Consider the following 23203-nt stretch of genomic DNA (forward strand, 5'->3'; position numbering starts at 1 on the left):
ACTGCAGTTCGCGAGCTATTCGCGCCGGTAGGGGTCGGCGACCGCGGAAAAATCCGCGTCGCCGGACCGCTCCGCGAGCACGCTCACCCGATCGAGCCTACGCAGTGCCTACGACCCTTAAATCCCAAAGGGCTGTGCGTGAGCCACTACGCTGCCCGTAATGACAACGACGACGCGCACGGAACGGACCTTCGACGGCGTGGGCGGCGTGCGCATCGTGTACGACGTCTGGACACCCGACACCGCGCCGCGTGGGGTGGTCGTGCTCTCGCACGGCCTCGGTGAGTACGCCCGCCGCTATGACCACGTGGCGCAGCGCTTCGGGGAGGCCGGGCTGGTCACCTACGCGCTGGACCACCGCGGCCACGGCCGCTCCGGCGGCAAGCGCATGCTGGTGCGCGACATCGGGGAGTACACCGCCGACTTCGACACCCTGGTCGGCATCGCCACCCGGGAACAGCACGGGTGCAAGTGCATCGTGCTGGGGCACAGCATGGGCGGCGGGATCGTCTTCGCCTACGGCGTCGAACGCCCGGACAACTACGACCTCATGGTGCTGTCCGCTCCGGTGGTGGCGGCCCAGGAAGGGGTGTCGCCGCTGCTGGTGTTCGCCGCCAAGACGCTCGGTACCGTGATCCCCGGCGTGCCGGCGCAGGAACTCGACGTCGACGCGATCTCCCGCGATCCCGCCGTGGTCGCGGCCTACCGGGCGGACCCCCTGATCTACCACGGCAAGATTCCCTTCGGCGTGGGCCGGGCCTTGCTGCAGGTCGGCGAGACCATGCCGCAGCGCGCGCCGGCGCTGACCGCGCCGCTGCTGGTGGTGCACGGGTCCGCGGACCGGCTGGTGCCCGTCGAGGGCAGCCGCCGCCTGGTCGCTAGCGTGGGCTCCTCCGACGTCGAGCTGAAGGTGTATCCCGGGCTGTATCACGAAGTCTTCAACGAGCCGGAGCAAGACCAGGTGCTCGGCGACGTGGTCGCGTGGATCACCGCTCGGCTCTGAGCGAAATGTCGGACCGCTGTCGTAGGTTGGCGCTGTGAGTGACGACAAGATGCTGGCCCGCATCGCCGCGCTGCTGCGTCAGGCCGAGGGCACCGACAACACGCACGAGGCCGACGCGTTCATGAGCGCCGCGCAGCGACTGGCGACGTCGGCCTCGATCGATCTGGCCGTGGCCCGGTCGCATTCCTCGAATCGTTCGGCGGCGCAGGCCCCGACGCAGCGGACCATCACGATCGGGGAGGCCGGCACCAAGGGCCTGCGGACCTACGTGCAGCTGTTCGTGCTGATCGCGGCGGCCAACGACGTCAAATGCGACATCGCCTCGAATTCGACGTTCTGCTACGCTTACGGGTTTCCCGAGGACATCGACGCCAGCCACGCCCTATACGCCAGCCTGGTGGTCCAGATGGTGCGTGCGTCGGATGCCTACCTCGCCACCGGTGCGCACCGGCCCACGCCGACGATCACCGCCCGGCTGAACTTCCAGCTCGCGTTCGGGGCCCGCATCGGTCAGCGCCTGGCCGAAGCCCGCGAGGAGGCCCGGCGCGAAGCCACCAGGGATCGTGCGCGCCGACCAGGAACCGCTATTGCTCTGCGGGACAAAGAGGTTGAGCTGCGCGACTACTACCGCGGCACGTCCAAGGCGCGCGGCACCTGGCAGGCCAGCCGGGCCACCGCCGGCTACTCGTCTGCCGCGCGGCGCGCGGGCGACCGCGCGGGCAGGCGGGCGCGGCTCGGGAACAGCCCCGAGTTGCCGGGGTCGCGGAGCGCGTTGGGCCGGTGACGGAGGCGGGCTCCGGTCAGCGGGATTCGCAGCGCACCAAGGTTTACGCCGCTGAGGAGTTCGTCCGGACAATGTTCGACCGGGCCGCCGAGCGCGGCCTGCCCAACGTCGAGTTCTTCGGCACCCAGTTGACGCTGCCCCCAGAGGGGCGATTCGGCTCGGTGGACGCCGTCCAGCGCTATGTTGACCAAGTGCTCGAACTACCGGCGATACGGCAACGCTGGCCGGGCGTGTCGCCGCTGCGGGTACGGCCCCGCCGGGCGGCCACCGCGGCTCACTACGAAAATCGCGACGGCACAGGCGTTATCGCGGTGCCCGACCGGGACACCGCCGACTGGGCGCTGCGTGAGCTGGTGGTGCTGCACGAGGTCGCCCACCACGTCTGTCAGGCGGAGCCGGCGCACGGTCCCGAGTTCGTCGCGACGATCTGTGAGCTGGCGGAGCTCGTGATGGGCCCCGAACTGGGGCACGTGCTGCGGGTGGTCTACGCGAAAGAGGGTGTGCGTGGCTGACATGGCGGATCCCGACGCCCGGGCGCGCGAGGTCGAGAGTCGGATGACCGACGACGAACGCTTCTCGCTGTTGGTCGGCGTGATGGGGGCGGGCGAGCTATGGCCGTTGCCCGACAAGCGTATTCCTCCGGGCACACCGATGAGCGCCGGGTACGTGCCCGGCGTTCCCCGGCTCGGCGTACCGGCGCTGCTGATGAGCGATGCGGGCCTGGGTGTCACCAACCCCGGATATCGCCCCGGCGACACCGCGACCGCGCTGCCGGCCGGCCTGGCGCTGGCCGCCGGCTTCGATCCCGCCGTGGCCCTCGCCGCGGGCCAGGTGATCGGCCGCGAGGCGCGCAGCCGCGGATTCAACGTCCAACTGGCGGGATCGATGAACCTGGCCCGGGACCCGCGCAACGGCCGCAACTTCGAATACCTCTCCGAGGACCCGCTGTTGACCGCGACGATGGCCGCCGAGCAGGTCACCGGCATCCAGCAGCAGGGCGTGATCTCGACGGTCAAGCACTTCTCGCTGAATTGCAATGAGACCAACCGGCATTGGCTCGATGCGCTGATCGACCCCGACGCGCACCGCGAATCCGACCTGCTGGCCTTCGAGATCGCCATCGAGCGCGCGCAGCCGGGCGCGGTGATGACCGCCTACAACAAGGTCAACGGCGACTACGCGGCGGCCAACCACGTGCTGATCAGCGAGGTGCTCAAGGGCGCGTGGGGGTTTCGCGGTTGGGTCATGTCCGACTGGGGCGGGACGCCGAGCTGGGAATGTGCGCTCGCCGGTCTCGACCAGGAGTGCGGCGCCCAGATCGACGCGATCTTCTGGCAGGCGGAGACCTTCACCGACCCGCTGCGCACCGCCTACGCCGACGGTCGGCTGCCCAAGGAGCGGCTGTCCGACATGGTACGGCGCATCCTGCGGTCGATGTTCGCCGTCGGGATCGCCGATCGCGGCCCGGCACCGCAGCCGGATATCAACGCGCACAACGAGATTGCTCTGCAGGTCGCGCGGCAGGGCATCGTGCTGCTGCAGAACCGCGGTGTGCTGCCGTTGCGCCCCGAGTCGACCAGCCGGATCGCCGTCATCGGCGGGTACGCGCAGCGGGGTGTGCCGACGGGGTGCGGCTCGAGTGCGGTCGTCCCGCCCGGGGGCTACGCGGACGTGATCCCGATCGGCGGATCCGGGATGATGGCCGGCACCCACAACCTGTACCTGCTGCCGCCGAGCCCCGTCGCAGAGCTCCGCAAGCAATTTCCGAATGCGCAGATCGAGTTCGACCCCGGCATCAGCCCGGCCGAGGCGGTGCTGGCCGCGCGGCGCGCGGACGTCGTCGTGGTCTTCGCGATCCGCGTGGAGGGCGAGGGCGCCGACAGCGCCGACCTCTCGCTGCCCTGGGGCCAGGACGCGGTGATCGAGGCGGTCGCGGCCGCCAACCCCAACACCGTGGTGGTGTTGCAGACCGGCAACCCGGTGGCCATGCCCTGGCGAGAATCCGCGAACGCCATCGTGCAGGCGTGGTATCCGGGGCAGGCCGGCGCGACGGCCATCGCGGAAATCCTTGCAGGACGGGTGAATCCGTCTGGGCGCCTACCGATCACTTTCCCGGCCGACCTGTCCCAGACGCCGCGGCCCGAGTTGCCCGGCCTGGGCGACCCGTTCGGCACGGCCACCACGATCGACTACTTCGAGGGCGCCGAGGTCGGTTACCGCTGGTTCGCGCAACAAGGCGTGCACCCGATGTTCGCCTTCGGACATGGCTTGTCCTACACCAGGTTCGAGTACTGCGACCTGGTGGTCACCGGGGGGGATACCGTGCGGGCCGGCTTCACCGTCGTCAACGTCGGCGAGCGCCGCGGGGCCGACGTCCCGCAGCTATATCTGACCTCGGGGCCCGACGGGCAACGCCTGCGCCTGCTCGGATTTCAGCGCGTGCAGCTCGAGCCCGGCGCGGCCGCCCGCGTGGACATCGAGGCCGATCCGCGGCTGGTCGCCCGTTACTGCGGCGGCGCCTGGCGCATCGCGCCGGGCGGCTACGCGGTGGCCGTCGGGGCGTCGGCGGTCGCGCCGGTGCTGACCGCCGAGGTCGAGTTGGCCGGCCGTGTGTTCGCGGGCTGAGAAGCAGGGGCCGCCGCGAACGCACGACCGGCCCGTGCGCTAGCTGACCGGCGTCAACTCGTCGCCGCAGGTGCAGCGGTACGCGACAGCGGAGTCGGAGCAATGACACTCGACCTCGACACGCACGCGACAGCCGCAGCCGTCGTGCCCACAGGTCAGCAGGGTTCCAGCCTCATAGTTCGCCATGTGAATCATCCTTGTCTGGTTGGGATTCCGGTGCACCCACCGGCAGGACCCACTGTATACCCCATACCGGTATGCAGTAAATACCCGCGGCCGTGTCGGCACCGTCGATCCCGGCCGAACAGGCGTTACTGCACGGCCCGGGCCGCGAGGCTAGCGTGGACGGCATGAGTCAAACCCCCACCCCGCAAGACGTTGACGCCTTCTTGGACAGCACGACCATCGGCGACGACCCGGCGCTCGCGGCCGCGCTCGAGGACAGCGACGCGGCCGGGCTGCCGCACATCGCGGTATCGGCGCAGCAGGGTAAGTTCCTGTCGCTGCTGGCCGGCGCCATCCAGGCGCGCCGCATCCTCGAAATCGGCACTCTTGGTGGCTTCAGCACGATTTGGCTGGCGCGCGGGGTGGGCCCGCAGGGGCGGGTGGTCACCCTGGAATACGAGCCCAAGCACGCCGAGGTCGCACGGGCCAACCTGCGGCGCGCCGGGGTGGCCGACCGGGTGGAGGTGGTGGTCGGCGCCGCGCTGGACACCCTGCCGGCGGTCACGGGCGGCCCCTTCGATCTGATCTTCGTCGATGCCGACAAGGAGAACTACCCCGCCTACCTGGACTGGGCGGTCAAGCTGGCGCGGCCAGGCTCGGTGATCGTGCTGGACAACGTCATTCGCGACGGCCAGATCCTCACGCCGGAGCACGCGGACGAGCGCGTGCGGGCGACGCGGCGGACGCTGGAGCTGATGGGCGAGCACCCGCGACTGGACACCGCGGTGATCCAGACGGTCGGCGCCAAGCATTGGGACGGCTTCGCCCTTGCGACCGTGAAGTAGCCGGCGGCCTATCCGCAGACCGCGCCGATGGCCGCCGAGCTGACCAGCTTGACGTACTTGGCCAGCACGCCGGTGGTGTAGCGTGGCGGGGGAGGCGTGAAACCCGCACGGCGGGAGTCGAATTCGGCCGCGTCGACCAACACGTCGAGCGTGCCGGTGGCCACGTCGAGCCGGATATGGTCGCCGTCGCGCAAGAAGGCGATCGGCCCGGCGTCGACCGCTTCGGGCGCGACGTGCCCCACGCACAGGCCGGTCGTCCCACCGGAGAACCGGCCGTCGGTGAGCAGCAGCACGTCCTTGCCGAGCCCGGCGCCCTTGATCGCGCCGGTGATGGCCAGCATCTCGCGCATCCCCGGGCCGCCCTTCGGGCCTTCGTAGCGGATCACCACCGCGTCGCCCTTGGTGATGGTGCCGTCCTCCAAGGCGTCCAGGGCGGCCCGCTCGCCATCGAAAACCCTTGCGGTGCCTTCGAAGACGTCGGAGTCGAAGCCGGCCGACTTGACCACCGCGCCCTCCGGCGCCAGCGAGCCGTGCAGGACGGTGATGCCGCCAGTCGGGTGAATCGGGTTGGCCAGCGCCCGCAGCACCTTGCCGTCCGGGTCCGGCGGGGCGATGTCTGCCAGGTTCTCGGCCATGGTCGCACCGGTCACCGTCAGGCAATCTCCGTGCAGCAGACCGGCATCCAGCAGCGCCTTCATCACCACCGGCACGCCGCCGATGTGGTCGACGTCGAACATCACGTGCTTGCCGAACGGCTTGACGTCGGCCAGGTGCGGCACCTTCGATCCGATCCGGCTGAAGTCCTCGAGCGAGAGCGCGACGCCGGCTTCGTGCGCGATGGCCAGCAAGTGCAGCACCGCGTTGGTCGAGCCGCCGAACGCCATCACCACCGCGATCGCATTCTCGAAGGCCTCTTTGGTGAGGATGTCGCGGGCGGTGATGCCGCGGCGCAGCAGTTCGATGACGGCCGCACCGCTACGTCGCGCGAACCCGTCGCGGCGGCGGTCGGTCGCCGGCGGCGCCGCGCTGCCCGGCAGCGACATGCCCAGCGCCTCGGCGGCGCTGGCCATCGTGTTGGCCGTGTACATACCGCCGCAGGCGCCCTCGCCTGGACAGATCGCGCGCTCGATGGCGTCGACGTCCTCGCGCGACATCAACCCGCGGGCGCAGGCACCGACCGCCTCGAAGGCGTCGATGACCGTGACGTCGCGCTCGCTGCCGTCGGACAACTTGGCCCGTCCCGGCAGGATCGAGCCCGCATAGAGGAAGACCGCGGCCAGATCCAGCCGCGCGGCGGCCATCAGCATCCCGGGCAGCGACTTGTCGCAACCGGCCAGCAGCACCGAGCCGTCCAGCCGCTCGGCCTGCATCACGGTTTCCACGCTGTCGGCGATCACCTCGCGGGACACCAGCGAGAAGTGCATTCCCTCGTGGCCCATCGAGATGCCGTCGGACACCGAGATGGTGCCGAACTCCAGCGGGTAACCGCCCGCGGAGAACACGCCCTCCTTGACGGCCTTGGCGAGCCGGTCCAGCGACAGGTTGCACGGCGTGATCTCGTTCCACGACGATGCGACCCCGATCTGCGGCTTGGCGAAGTCCTCGTCGTCCATGCCTACCGCGCGCAGCATCCCGCGGGCGGCGGTCTTCTCCAGACCGTCGGTGACGTCGCGGCTGCGGGGTTTGATGTCAGGGGCCATCGGTCAAGTATGCGCGGTGCGGCCAAGCCAATATTTGCCGGCATACCCCGTCGGGGTATGAGGTAGAATCTAACGCGTGACGACCGAGCGCGGGTATTCCGAGCAGAAGGACAACTACGCCAAACGGCTGCGGCGCATCGAGGGTCAAGTGCGCGGGATCGCGCGGATGATCGACGAGGACAAGTACTGCATCGACGTGCTGACCCAGATCAGCGCAGTCAACAGCGCCCTGCGGTCGGTGGCGCTGAATCTGCTCGACGAGCACCTGGGCCACTGCGTCACCCGAGCGGTCGCCGACGGCGGCAGCGAGGCGGATCAAAAGCTGGCCGAGGCATCGGCCGCCATCGCGCGGCTGGTTCGTTCCTGATCGGTGACTCAAGTGAGACCGATTCCCGCGCCCTAAGTCGGGGAATCTGGTTGTCGGGGTGCGTACCGTAAGGCAGTGTGATCGCATTAGGCTCGACCACCCAGGAACTGGGTGCCCCGGCCGACACCGACGCCATGACTGCCGAACCCGCAACAGCCACCGCCGCCGCGCGGACGTGGACGCCACGCATCGCCGCGCAGCTGGCTGTGCTGGCCGCGGCGGCCTTCACCTATGTGACCGCCGAGATACTGCCGGTGGGCGCGCTGTCCGCGATCTCCCGCGACCTGCATGTCAGCGTCGTTTACGTGGGCACGCTGCTGACCTGGTATGCGCTGGTCGCGGCCCTGACCACCGTTCCGCTGGTGCGCTGGACGGCGCACTGGCCGCGCCGGCGCACGCTGTTGCTCAGCTTGACCTGCCTGACTGCCTCCCAGGTTATCTCGGCGCTGGCGCCTAACTTCGGGGTGCTGGCCGCGGGCCGGGTGCTGTGCGCCTTCACCCACGGGCTGCTGTGGGCGGTGATCGCGCCGATCGCCACCCGGCTGGTGCCGCCCAGCCATGCCGGCCGTGCCACCACGTCGATCTATCTGGGCACCAGCCTGGCGCTGGTGGTGGGCAGCCCGCTGACCGCGGCGATGAGCCTGATGTGGGGCTGGCGCCTGGCGGTGGTCTGCGTGACGGTGGCCGCGGCCGTCGTCACGGTGGCCGCACGGCTGATGCTGCCGCCGCTGGTGCTCACCGAAGACCAGCTGCTCTACGTGGGACCGCGGTCGCGCCACCACCGCAACGCGCGGTTGATCAAGGTGAGCATGCTCGCGATGATCGCGGTCACCGGGCACTTCGTGTCCTACACCTTCATCGTGGTGGTCATCCGCGACGTGGTCGGCGTGCGCGGACCCAACCAGGCCTGGTTGCTGGCCGCCTACGGTGTGGCGGGCCTGTTGTCGGTGCCGCTGGTGGCGCGGCCGCTGGACCGTCGGCCCAAGGGCGCGATCCTGCTCTGCATGGCCGGGCTGACCGTTCCCTTCGTGGTGCTCACCGCGCTGGCGTTCCACGCCGACACCAACGCCGCGACCGTTCTGATCGGCACCGGCGCGATCGTGCTGTGGGGTGCCATGGCCGCCGCGGTATCGCCGATGATGCAATCCGCGGCGATGCGCGCCGGTGCCGACGACCCGGACGGGGCGTCGGGTATGTATGTGACGGCGTTCCAGGTGGGCATCATGGCGGGCTCGCTGTTGGGCGGACTGCTCTACGAGCGTGGGGTGGCGCAGATGCTCACCGCGTCGGCAGTCCTGATGGGTGTCGCGTTGCTCGGTGTCGCCGCGAACAAGCGGATGCTGGACTTTGCTCCGACACGCTCACGTGATTCATAGTCGCGCAGTTCAGCTCGACTAATTTGGGATTTTCCGGCCGTTGGTACGGGCCCCGAGATAGGTAGCTGGCTGCCGCGCTATGGGACACTGGTCAGAACTTTGACTGGAGGTACGCATATGTCGGGCTGGACGTCGGCCTGGGGTACACGGGGTCTGTTCGCGGCACTGAACGCGGCCGGACTGGCGGCCGCGCTGGTGCTGGGCGCCGGCCCCGCCGTGGCGGATCCGGACCCCCCGCCCGGGGACCCCGGCGTGGTCGCCGCCCCGCCGGCTCCGTCCCCACCGCCCTTCCAGCTGCCCTCGTTGCCGGGGTGGCCACCCTCAACTCCCGCGCCGGGTGACCCCGCGGCGCCACCACCGCCGTGGGCGCCCCCCGGCGCGGTGCCGGTTGCCGCGGGTGCCGCCGACGGGCAGGACCCGACCCCGTTCACCGGCACCGCCCCGTTCGGGCCGCCGTCGTTCGTCCCGAAGACCGGATCGATGGTGGGCGTCGCGCAGCCGATCATCATCAACTTCCCGGGGACGGTCGAGGATTCCGGCGCGGCCCAGGCCGCCGTGCACGTGTCGTCGATCCCGCCGGTACCGGGCAAGTTCTACTGGATGACCCCGACTCAATTGCGTTGGCGCCCCATTAATTTCTGGCCCGCCAATACGGCGGTGAACGTCGACGCCGGCGGCACCAAGACGAGCTTCCGCACCGGCGACCAGCTGATCGCCACGGCCGACGACGCCACGCACCAGCTGACCATCACCCGCAACGGCACCGTGGAGAAGACCTTCCCGATGTCGATGGGCATGACGTCGGGCAATCACCAGACCCCCAACGGCACCTACTACGTGCAGGACAAGAAGGCATCGGTGGTGATGGATTCGTCGACCTACGGCGTGCCGGTCAACTCGACCTACGGCTACAAGGTGACGGTCGAGGACGCGGTCCGCTTCGACAACGTCGGCGACTACGTGCACAGCGCGCCGTGGTCGGTGGACGATCAGGGCAAGCGCGACGTCAGCCACGGCTGCATCAACATCAGCCCGACCAACGCCAAGTGGTTCTTCGACAACTTCGGTCCCGGCGACCCGATCATCGTCAAGAACTCCAGCGGCGGCTCGTACAAGAAGAACGACGGCTCCAGCGACTGGATCACCAACTAGCGTTCGCCCCCCGAAAACACGGGGGCTTTCGCTGGCCCAGGGATTATGTATAGCATCATACATAGCCTGGTGAAGGGGTGGCGATGCGAAGTCCACGCGAGCGGATGGTTGTCTCCGCCGCACTGCTGATCCGGGAGCGCGGCGCGCACGCGACGGCGATCTCCGACGTGTTGGCGCACAGCCGCGCGCCGCGCGGATCGGCCTACCACTACTTCCCGGGCGGGCGTACTCAGCTGCTCCGCGAGGCCGTCGACTACGCGGGCGACCATGTGGGCGCCGTCATCGCCGGGGCCGACACCGGGCTGAACCTGCTGGACACCCTGATCGACAAGTACCGGAAACAATTGCTGGACAGTGACTTTCGCGCGGGATGCCCGATCGTGGCGGTGTCCGTCGAATCCGGTGACGATCAGGACCGCGAACGGATGGCCCCAGTGATCGAGCGGGCGGCCGCCGCCTTCGACCATTGGACCGACCTGATCGCCCAGCGCTTCATCGCCGACGGCATCCCGGCCGGCGAGGCCACCGGATTGGCGGTGCTGGCGATCTCCGCACTCGAAGGGGCGATCGTGCTGGCACGCGTGCGGCGCGATGTGGCACCCCTGGAACTCGTTCACCGCCAGCTGCGGAACTCGCTGCTGACCGCGCTGGGAAGGACGCCCACCGATGACCGCTGAGTGGCAAGCCACCGCCTGCATCCTCTGTGAATGCAACTGCGGGATCGTCGTGCACGTCGAGGATGGCCGGCTGGCGCGCATCCGGGGTGACAAGGACCATCCCGGATCGCAGGGCTATACCTGCAACAAGGCGTTACGCCTCGATCATTACCAGAACAACGGTGCACGCCTGACGTCGCCGCTGCGGCGCCGCCCCGACGGCATCTTCGAGGAAATCGACTGGGACACCGCGATCGTCGAGATCGCCGAGGGGTTCAAGCAGATCCGCGACAGCTACGGCGGTGACAAGATCTTCTACTACGGCGGCGGCGGGCAGGGCAACCACCTGGGCGGGGCCTACAGCGGGGCGTTCCTCAAGGCCCTGGGGGCGCGATACCGGTCGAATGCGCTGGCGCAGGAAAAGACCGGCGAAGCCTGGGTCGACGCGCAGCTGTACGGCAGCCACACGCGCGGCGAATTCGAGCACGCGGAGGTGTCAGTGTTCGTCGGCAAGAACCCGTGGATGTCGCAGAGCTTTCCGCGGGCCCGGGTGGTGCTCAACGAGATCGCCAAGGACCCCGCCCGATCGCTGATCGTGATCGATCCCGTGGTCACCGACACCGCGAAGATGTCCGACTTCCACCTGCGGGTGCGCCCCGGCACCGACGCGTGGTGCCTGGCCGCGCTGGCCGCCGTGCTGGTGCAGGAAAACCTCTGCGACGAAGCGTTCCTCGCCGAGCACGTGCACGGCGCGGACGCCGTCCGGGATGCACTGCGCGACGTCCCGATCGCCGACTACGCGCAGCACTGCGGCGTCGGCGAAGAGCTGATCCGGACCGCGGCCCGGCGCGTCGGCACCGCCGCCAGCGTCGCGGTGTTCGAGGACCTCGGCATCCAGCAGGCCCCCAACAGCACCTTGTGCTCCTACCTGAACAAGATGCTGTGGATCCTGACCGGCAACTTCGCGAAAAAGGGCAGCCAGCATCTGCATTCGACCTTCGCGCCGCTGTTCGGCACCGTCTCCGGCCGGACCCCGGTCACCGGGTCGCCGATCATCGCCGGGCTGATCCCGAGCAACGTCGTTCCGGAGGAGATCCTGACCGACCACCCCGACCGGATCCGGGCCATGATCGTCGAGAGCAGCAATCCCGCTCATTCCCTTGCCAATTCGTCAGCCTGCCGCGAGGCTTTCAGCGCGCTGGAGCTGATGGTCGTCGTCGACGTGGCGATGACCGAGACCGCCCGGCTCGCCCACTACGTGCTGCCCGCGGCCTCCCAGTTCGAGAAGCCGGAAGCCACTTTCTTCAATTTCGAGTTCCCGCACAACGGCTTTCACCTGCGCCGGCCGCTGTTTCAGCCGCTGCCGGGAACGCTGCCGGAACCGGAGATCTGGGCGCGGCTGGTGCGGGCGCTCGGCGTGCTCGACGACGCGGAGTTGCGGCCGTTGCGCGAGGCTGCCGGGCGCGGCCGGCAGGCCTACGCCGAGGCGTTCTTCACCGCCGTCGCCGCCAATCCGACGGTGGCAAAACTGGTTCCGTACGTCCTCTACGAGACGCTCGGGCCCACGCTGCCGGACGGACTGGCCGCCGCGGCCGCGCTGTGGGGGCTCGCGCAGAAGACCGCACTGACCTACCCCGACGCGGTGCGGCGGGCCGGCCACGCCGACGGCGACGCGCTGTTCGACGCCATCCTGAACAGCCCGTCCGGGATCACCTTCACCGCGCATAACTACGAGGACGACTTCGCCCTGATTGGCCACTCCGACCACAAGATTGCCCTGGAGATTCCCGAAATGCTCGGCGATCTGCGCGAACTCGCCGGCGCCCCGGCGCAGCTGACCACGCCGGACTTCCCGATCGTGCTGTCGGTGGGCGAGCGGCGGGCCTACACGGCCAACGACATCATCCGCGACCCGTCCTGGCGCAAACGCGACACCGACGGGGCGCTGCGCGTCAGTGTGGAGGACGCCCAAGCCCTCGGTCTGGTCGACGGTGGCCGGGTGCGTATCACCACCGCGGCCGGCAGCGCCGAGGGAGCCGTCGAGATCAGCGAGACGATGCTGCCCGGACATGCGGCACTGCCCAACGGTTTTGGGCTCGACTACACCGAACCCGACGGCCGTACCGTCGTCCCGGGCGTGGCCCCCAACATGCTGACTTCCACGCAGTGGCGCGACGCCTACGCCGGCACCCCGTGGCACAAGCACGTGCCCGCGCGCATCGAGGCCTTGGTGGGCGCCGGCGTCAGTTCCAGATCCTGACCCGGCGCTGCGGCGCCAGGAAAAGCTCGTCGTCCTCGGCGACCGCGAAGGCCTCGTAGAACGCGTCGATGTTGCGCAGCACACCGTTGCAGCGGAACTCCGGCGGCGAATGTGGATCGATCGCCAGCCGCCGGATCGCCTCGGCGTCACGGGATTTGGTCCGCCACACCTGCGCCCAGCCGTAGAACACCCGCTGCACGCCGGTGAGCCCGTCGAGCACGGGCGCGGGCTCGCCGCCCAGCGAAAGCCGGTAGGCCAGCAACGCGATGGACAGCCCGCCCAGATCACCGATGTTCTCGCCGACGGTGAACGCGCCGTTGACGTGATGGCCGTTGTCGAGCTGGCGCGGGATATAGGCGTCGTACTGCTCGATGAGTGCCTTGGTGCGGGCCCCGAACTCGGTACGGTCGTCGTCGGTCCACCAGTCGACCAGATTGCCGTCGCCGTCGTACTTGGCGCCCTGATCGTCGAAGCCGTGCCCGATCTCGTGTCCGATGACCGCGCCGATGCCACCGTAGTTGGCGGCGTCGTCGGACTCGGCGTCGAAGAACGGCGGCTGCAGAATGGCTGCGGGAAAGACGATTTCGTTCATGCCGGGGTTATAGTACGCGTTGACGGTCTGCGGCGTCATGAACCATTCGTCGCGGTCCACCGGGCCGCCGAGCTTGGCCAACTCGCGCTCGTGCTCGAGCGCGTAGCCGCGCTGGTAGTTCCCGTACAGGTCGCCGCGGTCGATCACCAGCGCCGAGTAATCCCGCCACTTGACGGGGTAGCCGACTTTGGCGGTGAACTTGCTCAGCTTGGTCAGCGCGCGTTCTCGGGTCTGCGGCGTCATCCAGTCCAGTTCGCTGATGGACAGTCGGTAGGCCTCCCGCACGTTGTCCACCAGCGTGTCGATGCGGGCCTTGGCCCCCGGCGGGAAATGCCTTTGCACGTAGAGCTTTCCGACGGCATCACCCATCAGGCTCTCCACCAGCGAAACGCCGCGCTTCCAGCGGTCCCGGATCTGCTCGGCGCCGGTCAGCAGGCGACCGTAGAAGTCGAAGTCGGCGGCGACGATGTCGTCGGTCAGCCAGCTCGCGCGGGAGCGGATCAGCCGCCACCGCGCCCAGTTCTTCCAGTCCTCGAGATCGGCGCTGCTCCACAGCCCGGCGAAGGAGACCAGGTAATCCGGTTGGCGGACAACGACTTCTGCGAGGATTTCGGCACTGCCGCCCAGCGCGTCGACCCAGCCGGCCCAGTCGAAGCCCGCTGCCTCGCTTTGCAGTTCGGCGAAGGTGCGCAGGTTATAGGTCAGGTCGGCGTCGCGGCGCTTGACCACATCCCAATGCGCCGCGGCGAGTTGGGTCTCCAGCGCCACGATGCGGGCCGCGGTGTCGTCGTGTTGGGCGGCCTCGCCGCCCAACACCAGCCCGAACATCCGCGCGATGTGTGCCGGGTAGGCCGCGAGCACCCGCGCGTGCTGCGGGTCGCGGTAGTAGGACTCGTCGGGCAAGCCGAGGCCGGACTGGTTGAGATACACCAGGTACCGAGCGGAGTTCTTCGAATCGGTGTCCACGTACGCGCCGACGCCGCCGCCCACCCCGGTGCGCTGCAGGGCGCCGACGGCGGCGGCCAGCGCGGCCGCGTCGGCCGCCTCGTCGATGATGCCGAGCTCGTCGCGCAGCGGCCGGGTGCCGCGGCGCTCGACCGTCTCCTCGTCCAGGAAGCTGGCGTAGAGGTCGCCGATGCGCTGCGCGTCAGCGTCGGCGGTGCCGTTGCTCGAGGCCTGCTTGCTGGCTTCGATGATCAGGTCGCGCACCTGCTCCTCGGCGCGGTCGTACAAGTGGCGGAACGCGCCGTCGGTGGCCCGGTCGGCGGGAATGTCGTAGTCGGCCAGCCAGCGGCCGTTGACATGACCGAACAGGTCATCCTGGGGTCGCGCGTTCTCGTCGAGGTAGCTCAGGTCGATGCCCGAGCGAATGGCGGCATGCGTCACCCCGCCATCCTTCCATCTCCCGCGGGTGCGGCGCGGGGGGCGCGCGCCCGGGATGGGCCGCGAGGTACCCTCGCGCCCATGCCCGACGGCGAGCAAACCGAGCGACCGGCCGACGAGGCGGACGACGCCGAGATCGATGCCGGCCCGGCGGAGCCCGCGGCCGACGATCGCGACGAGGGTGCGGTAGGCCCGACGTTCTCGAACTACGGCATCGCCTCGGCGGTGCTGGGCGTGCTGTCGGTCGCCGCGGTGGTGCTCGGCGCCATCGTCTGGTCCGCCCACCGCGACGATGCCGCCGAGCGCACCTACCAGTCCCGCGTCATGCAGACCGCGGCCGATTGGACGACCGTGCTGATCAACATGAACAGCGGCAACGTCGATGCCAGCCTGCAGCGCCTGCACGACGGCACGGTCGGCGAACTCAACACCTACTTCGATGCTGCGGTGCAGCCCTATCGGCAGGTGGTCGAGAAGTTGCAATCGCACAGCACCGGCCAGCTCCAGGCGGTGGCGATCGACGCCGTGCACCGCGACCTGGACAGCCGGCCCGGGGTTTCGCGGCCGGTCGTCACCACCAAGTTGCCGCCGTTCGCCTCCCGCACCGACTCGGTGCTGCTGGTTGCCACCTCGGTGAGCGAAAACGCCGGCGCCAAGCCGCAGACCGTGCACTGGAACCTGCGGCTGGACGTGTCCGACGTCGACGGCAAGCTGATGATCTCCAAGCTGGAGTCGGTCCGATGAGGAACCTGTGGCGGCTGCTGGCCTTCGACATCGTGGCCCCGCTGGCGACCATCGGCGCACTGCTGATGATCGGGGTGGTGCTCGGCTGGCCGCTGTGGTGGGTGTCGGCGTGCTCGGTGTTGCTGCTGCTCATCGTCGAGGGTGTCGCGATCAACTTTTGGCTGCTGCGCCGCGATTCGGTCAGCCTCGGCACCGACGACGAGGCGCCGGGGCTGCGGTTGGCCGTGGTCTTCCTGTGCGCGGCCGCGCTGTCGGCGGCGGTGCTGACCGAGTACACGCACTGGACCGCGACCGATCGGGACTTCAAGCAGGATTCCCGTGAGGTGGTGCAGATCGCCAGCGGGATGGCCGAGGCGCTGGCGTCGTTCACCCCCGGCGCGCCGGGCAGTTCGATCGATCGGGCCGCGGCGCTGATGGTGCCCGAGCATGCTGGGGCGTTCAAGGAGCAGTACCAGAAGTCGAGCGCGGAGATGGCCCAGCACAACGTATCGGCCCAGGCCACGACGCTCGCGGCCGGGGTGGAGGCCCTGGGGCCGTCGGCGGCCAGCGTGGCGGTCATCCTGCGGGTCGTGCAGACCACGCCCGGCCAGCCGCCGAGTCAGGCGGCGCCGACGCTGCGGGTGGCGCTGACCAAGCGCGGGGGCACCTGGCTGGTGTCCGACGTGGTGCCGATCCGGGCTTAGGTCAGATGGAGCTCAGTTGGTTTCGGCGGACCGCTCGGACTTCGCCTTGGCGAAGCGGTCCGACAATCGGCGGATCCGGATCATCAGCGACGCGGACGGGCTGACGCTGCCGTCGAGGTAGGTCGCCAGCAGGTCGGGCGCCACCCCGATGCGCGCGGCGAACTCCTGCTCGCCCAGTCCCGAGCGCTCGATCAGCAGCCGCACATGGCGGGCCACCTCGGCGCGCTCGTTGGCTTCGAGGTGGACGCGGGCGCGGTCCAGGACCTCCCACAGCGCCTTGGAGATGCCGTACGGGCGTGCGCCCTCGAGGATCTCCTCGACCTGACGGGCGGTGCGGCCGTACGGGTCACGCTTCAGCGCCGCGGCGATGCGTTTCCAGGTCTCGATGTCGCCGCCCTGCATGGCAGAGCGGATGGCCGAGGTCGGCCAGAACTCCACCGGCTGATCGAAGTCGGGAACCGGCCCGTTCCTGTCTAACGCGGGCCGCTGAGGGGACGGCACGCGGCGTCGGTCGGGTGCCAACGTCACCTCGCCTCCTCCAGCATCGCCACGGCCACCGACAGGCAGCGCTGCCGGACTTCTTCCCAGTCTTCCTGAAATTCTGGCGCACCGGTGAGATCGGCGGGATGCGGATCGGCAAGACGGCGGACCAGCTGCGAGGCGATCCACTGCTGCCTGGGCGCGCGGCAACCGTAGTACCTGTCCATTCCGGCCAGGACCACGGCGGCGGTCTCCGGCTCCACGGTGTCGACCATGTCTGCGAATTCGGCGAAATCCCGGCTGCTGTTACGGCTCATGATCAGGTAGCCCTTGAGGCGCAGGGTCTCGGCGCCGGTCGGGACCTGCAGCCGGTCGCCGGTGGGCAACTGCACGTGGGTGGTCTCCACCGGGCTGCGCCGTTCGTACTTCGGCTGGTCGGCGGTGCCGCGTTTCGCGACGCCCTGGGTTTCCAGCGCGTCGATCGCGACCGACAGCCGGCCCCGCCACAGGGTGACCGGATGGATCGGCCGGCCGCCGCCGACGATCGCGCGGGCGATCCCGTTGCGCGACGTCAGGCCGTCGACCAGCTTCTTGGCCCCCGATTGAGCCCGGGGGAGCCCGTCGGCTCCGTTCTTCGGGCTAGGGCCCGTCCCGATCCCGACGACGTCATCGGTGATGTTGACCTGGTGGGGAATATCTCCGGGGCCAAGGTGGGGAATATCTCCGGGGCCAAGGCCGCGGCTGTCGTCGGTGGCCTTGCCGCTGCGCCCGCAACCGGTAAAGGCCAGCGGATCGGCCACGCAGATCGCGTCGGGCGCCAGGTGCTTGAGCTTGGCGGCCGACTTGAGCACCATCCGCAAGTCCGCCGAAGGCGCGGTGAGCGCTGAGATGTCGTCGGGGATGACGACGACATCGGCGAGGTCGACCTCGGGCAGCGGCCGGTCGAAGTCGACCGACGGCAGGATCCGGGCCATCCACCGGGGCAGCCACCAGTTCCACTGCGCGAACATCGCCATCAGCGCCGGCACCAGGACCAGCCGCACGACGGTGGCGTCCACCGCGATGGCGACGGCACACGCCACGCCGATCTCGGCGACCAGCGGCATGCCCGCGAACGCGAACCCGACGAACACCGCGATCATGATCAGCGCGGCGCTGGTGATGGTACGGGCGCTGGTGCTGACGCCGTAGGCGACCGCGTCGCGGGTGTTGCCGGTGTGCAGGAAGCGTTCCCGGATGCGGGCGAGCAGGAAGATCTCGTAGTCCATCGACAGGCCGAACGTCATGGCCAGCACCAGCGGGGGAACGGTGCTGTCAATCGAGCTGATGTGGGCGAACCCGAGGTCCTGCCCCCAGCCCCACTGGAAGATCACCACCAGGCTGCCGTAGGCGGCGGCGACCGACAGCAACGTCATCAGCACGCCCTTGAGCGCCAAAAACACGGAGTGGATGGAGATCAACAGCATCACGAACGCGATCAGGGCGACGAAGACCAGCACCAGCGGCTCGGTCGCCGAGACCCGGTCGTCGAAATCCTTGATCAGGGCGGTGGACCCGCCGACGTCGATGCGGGCGCCTGCGTCCCCGGCGGCCTTGGGCAGCTGGCTGCGCATCCAGTCGACGGTTTGCCGGGCGCCCATGTCCTCGGGATCGACCGACAGCACCGCCGTCATCAGCGCGCTGGTGTTGTCGTCGGCGAATGCCGGCGGCGTCACCGAGATGACGTTGGGAGCCTGTGTCATGCGCTGGCGAATCGCCGCCAGGGTATGGGTGTGCTCGGGCGCGGACGCGCCGGTCGGGTAGGAGACCAACACCTGAATCGGGCCCTGGGCGCCGGGTCCCAGCGCCTGGGAGGCGGCGGCGACCCCGGCGCGGATCTCGTGCGAGGAATCGAATTGCCGCAACAGGCTGTTGCCCAGCACCATCGACGCCGCCGGCACCGCCATGATCAGCAGCACCGTCGACGCGGCGACCGCCGTGATCCAGGGCCGGCGCATGACGAATCCGACCCAGCGGTTCCAGAACCGCGACTGCGTGCTCTCCGGGCGGCGCGACCAGTGCAGCAGCGCCGACCGCTTGGCGGCCGACCGCCCGAACGTCGCGAGCACCGCCGGCGTCAGAGTGGTCGACGTCAGCATCGCGACCGCGACGGCCAGGATCGCCCCGGTGGCCATCGATTTCAGCGCCGGGGTGTTGATCAGGTAGATGCCGGTCAGGGAGGCGACGACGGTCATCCCGGACAGCACGACCGCCAGGCCGGAGGTGGCCATCGCGGCGTCGACGGCCTCGCGCGGCTCGCGGCCGGTGCGCAGTTCCTCGCGGAAGCGCATCAGGATGAACAGCGAATAGTCCACGGCGAGCGCGATGCCGAACATCGAGACCGTGGACGTGACGAACACCGACATCGTGGTGAACGACGACAGCAGATAGACCAGGCCCATGGTCACCGCGACCGTGCAGACACCCAAGGCCAGCGGGATCGCCGCCGCCGCGAGCGACCCGAACACCGCGAGCAGCACGACCAGGATGATCGGCAGGTTCCAGCTTTCCGCCTTCGCGATGTCATGTTTGGTGTTGGCCGCCGCCGCGGCGGACAACGCGCCCTGCCCGATGACGTAGAGCCGCACTCGGCCGTTCTCGGTCTGCCCGGACTGATCGCCGTTGATGCCGACCGTCTTGCGCAGCTGCTTGGCGACGTCGCTGGTGCCGGACAGGGTGGGGTCCAGCCGCAGCGTCACCACATAGGGCCGGTCGGGTTGCGGCGGGCGCTGGGCGGGGTTGGGCTTCTCGGTCACGCCGGGCACGTCGCCCGCGATCTGCCTGAGCTGAGCCACCGCGTCGTTGATGTCCTGATACGTGGCGTCCGGGCGCGGGGCGGCCACCAGCGCCAGCGAGGAAGCGCCGAGATCGTGGTACTGCTCCTGGAGCTGATCGTGGACCAGCAGCGATTGCGAGCCGGCCACTTCGAAGCCGCCGCCGGTGAGGTTCCCTGATTCAGACATCACGAGATAGACGGCCGGCACCAGTGCCAGCAACCAGCCTGCGAAGACCAGCCACCGGTACCTGCGCAGGCTGCGGCTCAGGCGCAACATGAACTGCTGGATGTCGTCACTCCCCGATATCTCGCGCAACGCGTGAGTCCCGAGAATACCGCAGCAACCTGTGGAATACGGCGGGTTGGAAAGTTCCTGAGCTGCGCAGACGCTCCCGTAGCCAACTTGCGGCCAAGTCGTTGTGAACCGGTTAACGAGCGGGATCTGGGTCACACCGGGTGGGCATCCCGCGGGCCCGAATGGCAAGATGTCGCTGTCCGCGGGGGGCCGCGGGGTCTCGGTGATATCCCGTCTCGTCCATCGCAATGGTGTTGCGGCACCCGGGAAGTCGGCCGGCTTCGCAAACTGAGGAGTTACGCATGAAGGCAACCGGCGCGAGGCGACGCCGCAGGTTTGTCGGCGGGCTGATGGCCGCCGCCGTCCCGGGCGTTGCCCTTGCCGTCCTGGCCGGGCCGCCCGCGACGGGCGCCAGCGACCCGTGCGCGGCCAGTCAGGTCGCCCGCACGATCGGGTCGGTCTCCAAGTCGATGGGCGACTATCTGGACTCCCATCCCGAGACCAACGAGGCGATGACCGCGATGCTGCAGCAGCAGGCCGGGCCCGAATCGGCCGCCTCGCTGAAGTCTTATTTCCAGGGACACCCGACGGTCGCTGCCGACCTGGCATCGATCGCCCAACCGCTGACCAACATGTCGATGCAGTGCAAGCTGCCGATCAGCATTCCGCAGGCCCTGGGCCTGGCCCAGCAGGCCCAGGGAGGCGGCGGCCTGCCCGCTCTGCCGCCCGCCGCGACCGCAGCGATTCCGCCGGGCGGTGCGCTCGGCGGGCCGTCGCGGCAGAACAACGTCGGCTAGCGCTGACGGTCACTTTCGGACGTTCGATCGAGGGCTTCCTCGGGCGGCGGTAGCGGACCCTGCAGCGCGCTGTCCGTCGGATCGTTCCAGGGCTGCGGGACCTGCAGGATGGGCAGGGGCCCGGTGGGCGAATCGTCGTCGGAGCCGGCGAGGCTCTCGGTGCGGAACACGAAGAAGAACACCACCCACCCGACCGCGGAGATGAGCAGCCAGCTGATCAGCCGGTACAGCAGCATCGCGGAGATGGCGTTGGGCAGCGACATGCCGCTGGACACCAGGCCCGGCACCAGCACCGCCTCGACCACCAACAGCCCGCCGGGCATCAGCGGGATGGTGCCGACGGCGCGCGCGGCGGCGTAGGCGACGGTCAGCCCCGCCACCGACGCGTGGTCCCCGGCGGCATACGCGGCGAAGCCCAGGCAGGCCACGTCGGCGATCCAGTTGAACATCGACCAGCTGAACGCCACCCCCAGGTCGCGGCGGCCGAGGCTCACCGATTCCAGCTGCATCAGCGTCTCGCGCCACTTCGCCAGGCCGGTGTCGGCCGGTTTGCCACGAACCGAGTTGGCCCGCGCCAGCAGCCGGCTGCCGATCCCGTCGATGAGCTCGGGCCGCGACGCCACCGCCTGGGCCAGCAACAGCAGCGCGACGAAACCGCCGAGCGTGAACAACAACGAGAAGGGGTTGTTCTTCGCGCCCAGGAAAAACGCTCCACCCAGCCCGAGCAGCGCCAATCCCACGGCCTGCAACACGCCCGACATCACCAGCTGCCAGGACGCCACCACCGTCGAGGCACCCCACATGCGTTGCTGGCGGAACAGGAACGTCGTCGACAGAACCGGTCCGCCGGGCAGCGTGGTGCTCAGCGAATTCGCGGCGTAAAACGCCGCCTCGGACCGCAACTGGTTGACGTGCACCCCGGCAGATTTGAGCAGGGTCCGCTGGATCTGGGCGAAGCTGTGCATGCTGGCCGCCGCAGCCAGCACTGCCGCGAGCAGCCACCACCAGTTGGCCTCGTAGAGGCTCATCCAGGCCTTGGCCAGCTGATTCCAGCCCAGCGAAATCTCGACGGCGAGCACGATCGCGACGATGCCGAGCACCACCCAGCGCAGCCACCAGTACCTGCCACGCGAGGTCTCGTCGTGCGGCAAGTCGATTTTGCGGGCGGGTGCGTCGTAGGACACGCGTTTTAGGGTAACCGTGCAGGTGGCACGGCCCTCGGTGCGCAGCTCCGACCGTGTCGTGGAAGTTCCGAGGTCGTAACCCGATTGTGCCGCGTTCATGGCACCCGACCAGGCGTGCGCGCCGGATAGGCTGGCCGAATGTCAGCAAACGTCGAAGATGCCGCGGTCGAACCGCTGGTCCGCAAAACCGCGGCCTGGGCGTGGCGGTTGCTGGTCATCTTGTTAGCCGCCATGGCGTTGCTGTGGGTGGTCTCGAAGCTCGAGGTGATCGTGGTGCCGGTGCTGCTGGCGCTGATGCTCAGCGCGCTGCTGTTGCCGGGGGTCGACTGGCTGGACCGGCACGGCTTGCCGCGCGGCGGCGCGGTGTCGCTGATCTTGCTGAGCGGATTCGCCGTGCTCGGCGGCATTTTGACGTTCGTGGTCCTGCAGTTCATCGACGGCATTCCGGGGCTGACCGAGCAGGTGACCCGCAGCATCGACTCCACCCGCCGATGGCTGATCCAGGGTCCGGCGCATCTGCGCAGCGAGCAGATCGACAACGCGGGTAACGCGGCGATCCAGGCGTTGCACGACAATCAGGCCAAGCTGACCAGCGGGGCGCTCTCCACGGCGGCCACCGTCACCGAGCTGGTCACCGCCGCGGTGCTGGTGCTGTTCACGTTGATCTTCTTCCTGTACGGCGGCCGCAACATCTGTGAGTACGTCATCAAGATCTTCCCGGCCGGGGTCCGGAACCGCGTCCACGAAGCCGGCATCGCCGGCTACGGCTCGCTGATCGGGTACGTGCGCGCGACTTTTCTGGTGGCGCTGACCGACGCCGCCGGCGTCGGCACCGGGCTGGCGATCATGGGGGTGCCGCTGGCGCTGCCGTTGGCCTCGCTGGTGTTCCTCGGTGCCTTCATCCCGCTGATCGGTGCGCTCGTCTCGGGCCTGGTTGCGGTGGTCGTCGCGCTGCTGGCGAAGGGGATCGTCTACGCGCTGCTCACGCTGGGCCTGCTGGTGGTGATCAACCAGCTGGAGGCTCATATCCTGCAGCCGCTGGTGATGGGCCGCGCGGTCTCGATCCACCCGCTGGGGGTGGTGCTCGCGATCTCCACCGGCGGGGTACTGGCCGGCATCGTCGGCGCCCTGCTGGCGGTGCCGACGGTCGCGTTCCTCAACAACGCGCTGCAGGTGCTGCTCGCGCCCGACCCGGCCGCCGAAGCCGACAAACAGACCGAAGGCGCCGGTGACAAAGCCATCATTGCGGCGAAGCCAGACCGTCCACGGGACGAATCCGGTTGAGCATCAGCAACTT

At 69.1% G+C, this 23203-nt stretch carries 20 protein-coding genes; 14 read left to right on the top strand and 6 right to left on the bottom strand.

What is annotated here, in order from left to right; genetic code table 11:
* Window positions 1-160: 160 nt before the first annotated feature.
* Genes MSG_RS01825 through MSG_RS01840 form a run of 4 tightly spaced genes read left to right on the top strand, consistent with a single transcriptional unit; the run spans window position 161 to window position 4412 of the window.
* Window positions 161-1003: an alpha/beta hydrolase gene (locus MSG_RS01825; RefSeq protein WP_096436596.1), complete on the top strand. Its 843-nt coding sequence runs from the start codon at window positions 161-163 to the stop codon at window positions 1001-1003.
* Window positions 1004-1037: 34 nt separating this feature from the next.
* Window positions 1038-1787, top strand: a complete 750-nt coding sequence (locus tag MSG_RS01830) for a DUF2786 domain-containing protein (RefSeq protein ID WP_096436598.1) — start codon at window positions 1038-1040, stop codon at window positions 1785-1787.
* Window positions 1784-2299 (top strand): TIGR04338 family metallohydrolase, encoded by a 516-nt coding sequence (locus MSG_RS01835; protein ID WP_096436599.1) that lies wholly within the window; start codon window positions 1784-1786, stop codon window positions 2297-2299. Before MSG_RS01830 ends, MSG_RS01835 begins: the two co-directional genes overlap by 4 nt.
* A 1-nt stretch (window position 2300) precedes the next feature.
* On the top strand, window positions 2301-4412 hold the full coding sequence (locus tag MSG_RS01840; protein ID WP_181159134.1) for a beta-glucosidase family protein: 2112 nt from the start codon (window positions 2301-2303) through the stop codon (window positions 4410-4412).
* Between the two features lie 39 nt (window positions 4413-4451).
* On the opposite strand, the gene mymT is transcribed toward MSG_RS01840, so the two are convergent.
* Entirely contained in the window at window positions 4452-4607 is a 156-nt protein-coding gene (gene mymT / locus MSG_RS25420; RefSeq protein ID WP_096436601.1) for a copper-binding metallothionein MymT, read from the bottom strand.
* Between the two features lie 155 nt (window positions 4608-4762).
* Here mymT and MSG_RS01850 point away from each other — a divergent pair, with 155 nt between their 5' ends.
* Window positions 4763-5422, top strand: a complete 660-nt coding sequence (locus tag MSG_RS01850) for an O-methyltransferase (RefSeq protein ID WP_096443922.1) — start codon at window positions 4763-4765, stop codon at window positions 5420-5422.
* 8 nt (window positions 5423-5430) lie between these two features.
* On the opposite strand, the gene ilvD is transcribed toward MSG_RS01850, so the two are convergent.
* Window positions 5431-7122, bottom strand: coding sequence for a dihydroxy-acid dehydratase (ilvD, locus tag MSG_RS01855; RefSeq protein ID WP_096436603.1), 1692 nt, complete (start codon window positions 7120-7122; stop codon window positions 5431-5433).
* 76 nt (window positions 7123-7198) lie between these two features.
* Here ilvD and ricR point away from each other — a divergent pair, with 76 nt between their 5' ends.
* The 5 genes from ricR to MSG_RS01880 all read left to right on the top strand — a co-directional run bounded on the left by ricR (window position 7199) and on the right by MSG_RS01880 (window position 12933).
* Window positions 7199-7489 carry a copper-sensing transcriptional repressor RicR gene (gene ricR / locus MSG_RS01860; protein ID WP_096436605.1) on the top strand — a complete coding sequence of 97 codons (291 nt, stop codon included), beginning with the start codon at window positions 7199-7201 and terminating at the stop codon, window positions 7487-7489.
* 134 nt (window positions 7490-7623) lie between these two features.
* On the top strand, window positions 7624-8865 hold the full coding sequence (locus tag MSG_RS01865) for an MFS transporter (protein WP_096443924.1): 1242 nt from the start codon (window positions 7624-7626) through the stop codon (window positions 8863-8865).
* Window positions 8866-8982: 117 nt separating this feature from the next.
* The gene (locus MSG_RS01870) at window positions 8983-10017 is read left to right on the top strand and encodes a L,D-transpeptidase (protein WP_096436607.1); all 1035 of its coding nucleotides are present in this window, start codon (window positions 8983-8985) and stop codon (window positions 10015-10017) included.
* An 83-nt stretch (window positions 10018-10100) separates the two neighbouring features.
* The gene (locus MSG_RS01875; RefSeq protein ID WP_096443926.1) at window positions 10101-10694 is read left to right on the top strand and encodes a TetR/AcrR family transcriptional regulator; all 594 of its coding nucleotides are present in this window, start codon (window positions 10101-10103) and stop codon (window positions 10692-10694) included.
* On the top strand, window positions 10684-12933 hold the full coding sequence (locus MSG_RS01880; RefSeq protein ID WP_096436609.1) for a molybdopterin-dependent oxidoreductase: 2250 nt from the start codon (window positions 10684-10686) through the stop codon (window positions 12931-12933). Before MSG_RS01875 ends, MSG_RS01880 begins: the two co-directional genes overlap by 11 nt.
* Here MSG_RS01880 and MSG_RS01885 read toward each other — a convergent pair.
* A complete protein-coding gene (locus tag MSG_RS01885) occupies window positions 12917-14911 on the bottom strand; it encodes a M13 family metallopeptidase (protein ID WP_096436611.1) in 1995 nt (664 codons plus the stop codon). The genes MSG_RS01880 and MSG_RS01885 overlap by 17 nt on opposite strands.
* A gap of 78 nt (window positions 14912-14989) precedes the next feature.
* Between MSG_RS01885 and MSG_RS01890 the strand changes: the two genes are divergently transcribed.
* Together MSG_RS01890 and MSG_RS01895 are read left to right on the top strand one after the other, a co-directional pair.
* Window positions 14990-15652, top strand: a complete 663-nt coding sequence (locus MSG_RS01890) for a hypothetical protein (RefSeq protein ID WP_096436613.1) — start codon at window positions 14990-14992, stop codon at window positions 15650-15652.
* Window positions 15649-16335, top strand: coding sequence for a hypothetical protein (locus tag MSG_RS01895; protein ID WP_096436615.1), 687 nt, complete (start codon window positions 15649-15651; stop codon window positions 16333-16335). The genes MSG_RS01890 and MSG_RS01895 overlap by 4 nt, the downstream gene beginning before the upstream one ends.
* A 12-nt stretch (window positions 16336-16347) precedes the next feature.
* Here the strand turns inward: MSG_RS01895 and MSG_RS01900 are convergent, their stop codons facing one another.
* Together MSG_RS01900 and MSG_RS01905 are read right to left on the bottom strand one after the other, a co-directional pair.
* Window positions 16348-16863 carry a transcriptional regulator gene (locus tag MSG_RS01900; RefSeq protein WP_096436617.1) on the bottom strand — a complete coding sequence of 172 codons (516 nt, stop codon included), beginning with the start codon at window positions 16861-16863 and terminating at the stop codon, window positions 16348-16350.
* A complete protein-coding gene (locus MSG_RS01905) occupies window positions 16860-19907 on the bottom strand; it encodes an MMPL family transporter (protein ID WP_096443928.1) in 3048 nt (1015 codons plus the stop codon). The genes MSG_RS01900 and MSG_RS01905 overlap by 4 nt, the downstream gene beginning before the upstream one ends.
* 320 nt (window positions 19908-20227) lie before the next feature.
* Here MSG_RS01905 and MSG_RS01910 point away from each other — a divergent pair, with 320 nt between their 5' ends.
* A complete protein-coding gene (locus tag MSG_RS01910; protein ID WP_096436619.1) occupies window positions 20228-20722 on the top strand; it encodes a hemophore in 495 nt (164 codons plus the stop codon).
* Here MSG_RS01910 and MSG_RS01915 read toward each other — a convergent pair.
* Window positions 20719-21906: a lysylphosphatidylglycerol synthase transmembrane domain-containing protein gene (locus MSG_RS01915; RefSeq protein WP_232011142.1), complete on the bottom strand. Its 1188-nt coding sequence runs from the start codon at window positions 21904-21906 to the stop codon at window positions 20719-20721. The genes MSG_RS01910 and MSG_RS01915 overlap by 4 nt on opposite strands.
* 138 nt (window positions 21907-22044) lie before the next feature.
* On the opposite strand from MSG_RS01915, the gene MSG_RS01920 reads away from it, so the two are divergent.
* On the top strand, window positions 22045-23190 hold the full coding sequence (locus tag MSG_RS01920; RefSeq protein WP_096436623.1) for an AI-2E family transporter: 1146 nt from the start codon (window positions 22045-22047) through the stop codon (window positions 23188-23190).
* The last annotated feature ends 13 nt before the right edge of the window (window positions 23191-23203 follow it).

It is taken from the genome of Mycobacterium shigaense, assembly GCF_002356315.1.
GTDB lineage: Bacteria > Actinomycetota > Actinomycetes > Mycobacteriales > Mycobacteriaceae > Mycobacterium > Mycobacterium shigaense.

What these genes read in the sequence shown, in the direction of transcription:
- MSG_RS01825 (WP_096436596.1), top strand. Translation starts at nt 161, where the DNA reads ATGACAACGACGACGCGCACGGAACGGACCTTCGACGGCGTGGGCGGC.
- MSG_RS01840 (WP_181159134.1), top strand. Translation starts at nt 2,301, where the DNA reads ATGGCGGATCCCGACGCCCGGGCGCGCGAGGTCGAGAGTCGGATGACC.
- mymT (WP_096436601.1), bottom strand. Translation starts at nt 4,607, where the DNA reads ATGATTCACATGGCGAACTATGAGGCTGGAACCCTGCTGACCTGTGGG.
- MSG_RS01850 (WP_096443922.1), top strand. Translation starts at nt 4,763, where the DNA reads ATGAGTCAAACCCCCACCCCGCAAGACGTTGACGCCTTCTTGGACAGC.
- ilvD (WP_096436603.1), bottom strand. Translation starts at nt 7,122, where the DNA reads ATGGCCCCTGACATCAAACCCCGCAGCCGCGACGTCACCGACGGTCTG.
- MSG_RS01865 (WP_096443924.1), top strand. Translation starts at nt 7,624, where the DNA reads ATGACTGCCGAACCCGCAACAGCCACCGCCGCCGCGCGGACGTGGACG.
- MSG_RS01870 (WP_096436607.1), top strand. Translation starts at nt 8,983, where the DNA reads ATGTCGGGCTGGACGTCGGCCTGGGGTACACGGGGTCTGTTCGCGGCA.
- MSG_RS01875 (WP_096443926.1), top strand. Translation starts at nt 10,101, where the DNA reads ATGCGAAGTCCACGCGAGCGGATGGTTGTCTCCGCCGCACTGCTGATC.
- MSG_RS01880 (WP_096436609.1), top strand. Translation starts at nt 10,684, where the DNA reads ATGACCGCTGAGTGGCAAGCCACCGCCTGCATCCTCTGTGAATGCAAC.
- MSG_RS01890 (WP_096436613.1), top strand. Translation starts at nt 14,990, where the DNA reads ATGCCCGACGGCGAGCAAACCGAGCGACCGGCCGACGAGGCGGACGAC.
- MSG_RS01895 (WP_096436615.1), top strand. Translation starts at nt 15,649, where the DNA reads ATGAGGAACCTGTGGCGGCTGCTGGCCTTCGACATCGTGGCCCCGCTG.
- MSG_RS01905 (WP_096443928.1), bottom strand. Translation starts at nt 19,907, where the DNA reads ATGTTGCGCCTGAGCCGCAGCCTGCGCAGGTACCGGTGGCTGGTCTTC.
- MSG_RS01910 (WP_096436619.1), top strand. Translation starts at nt 20,228, where the DNA reads ATGAAGGCAACCGGCGCGAGGCGACGCCGCAGGTTTGTCGGCGGGCTG.
- MSG_RS01920 (WP_096436623.1), top strand. Translation starts at nt 22,045, where the DNA reads ATGTCAGCAAACGTCGAAGATGCCGCGGTCGAACCGCTGGTCCGCAAA.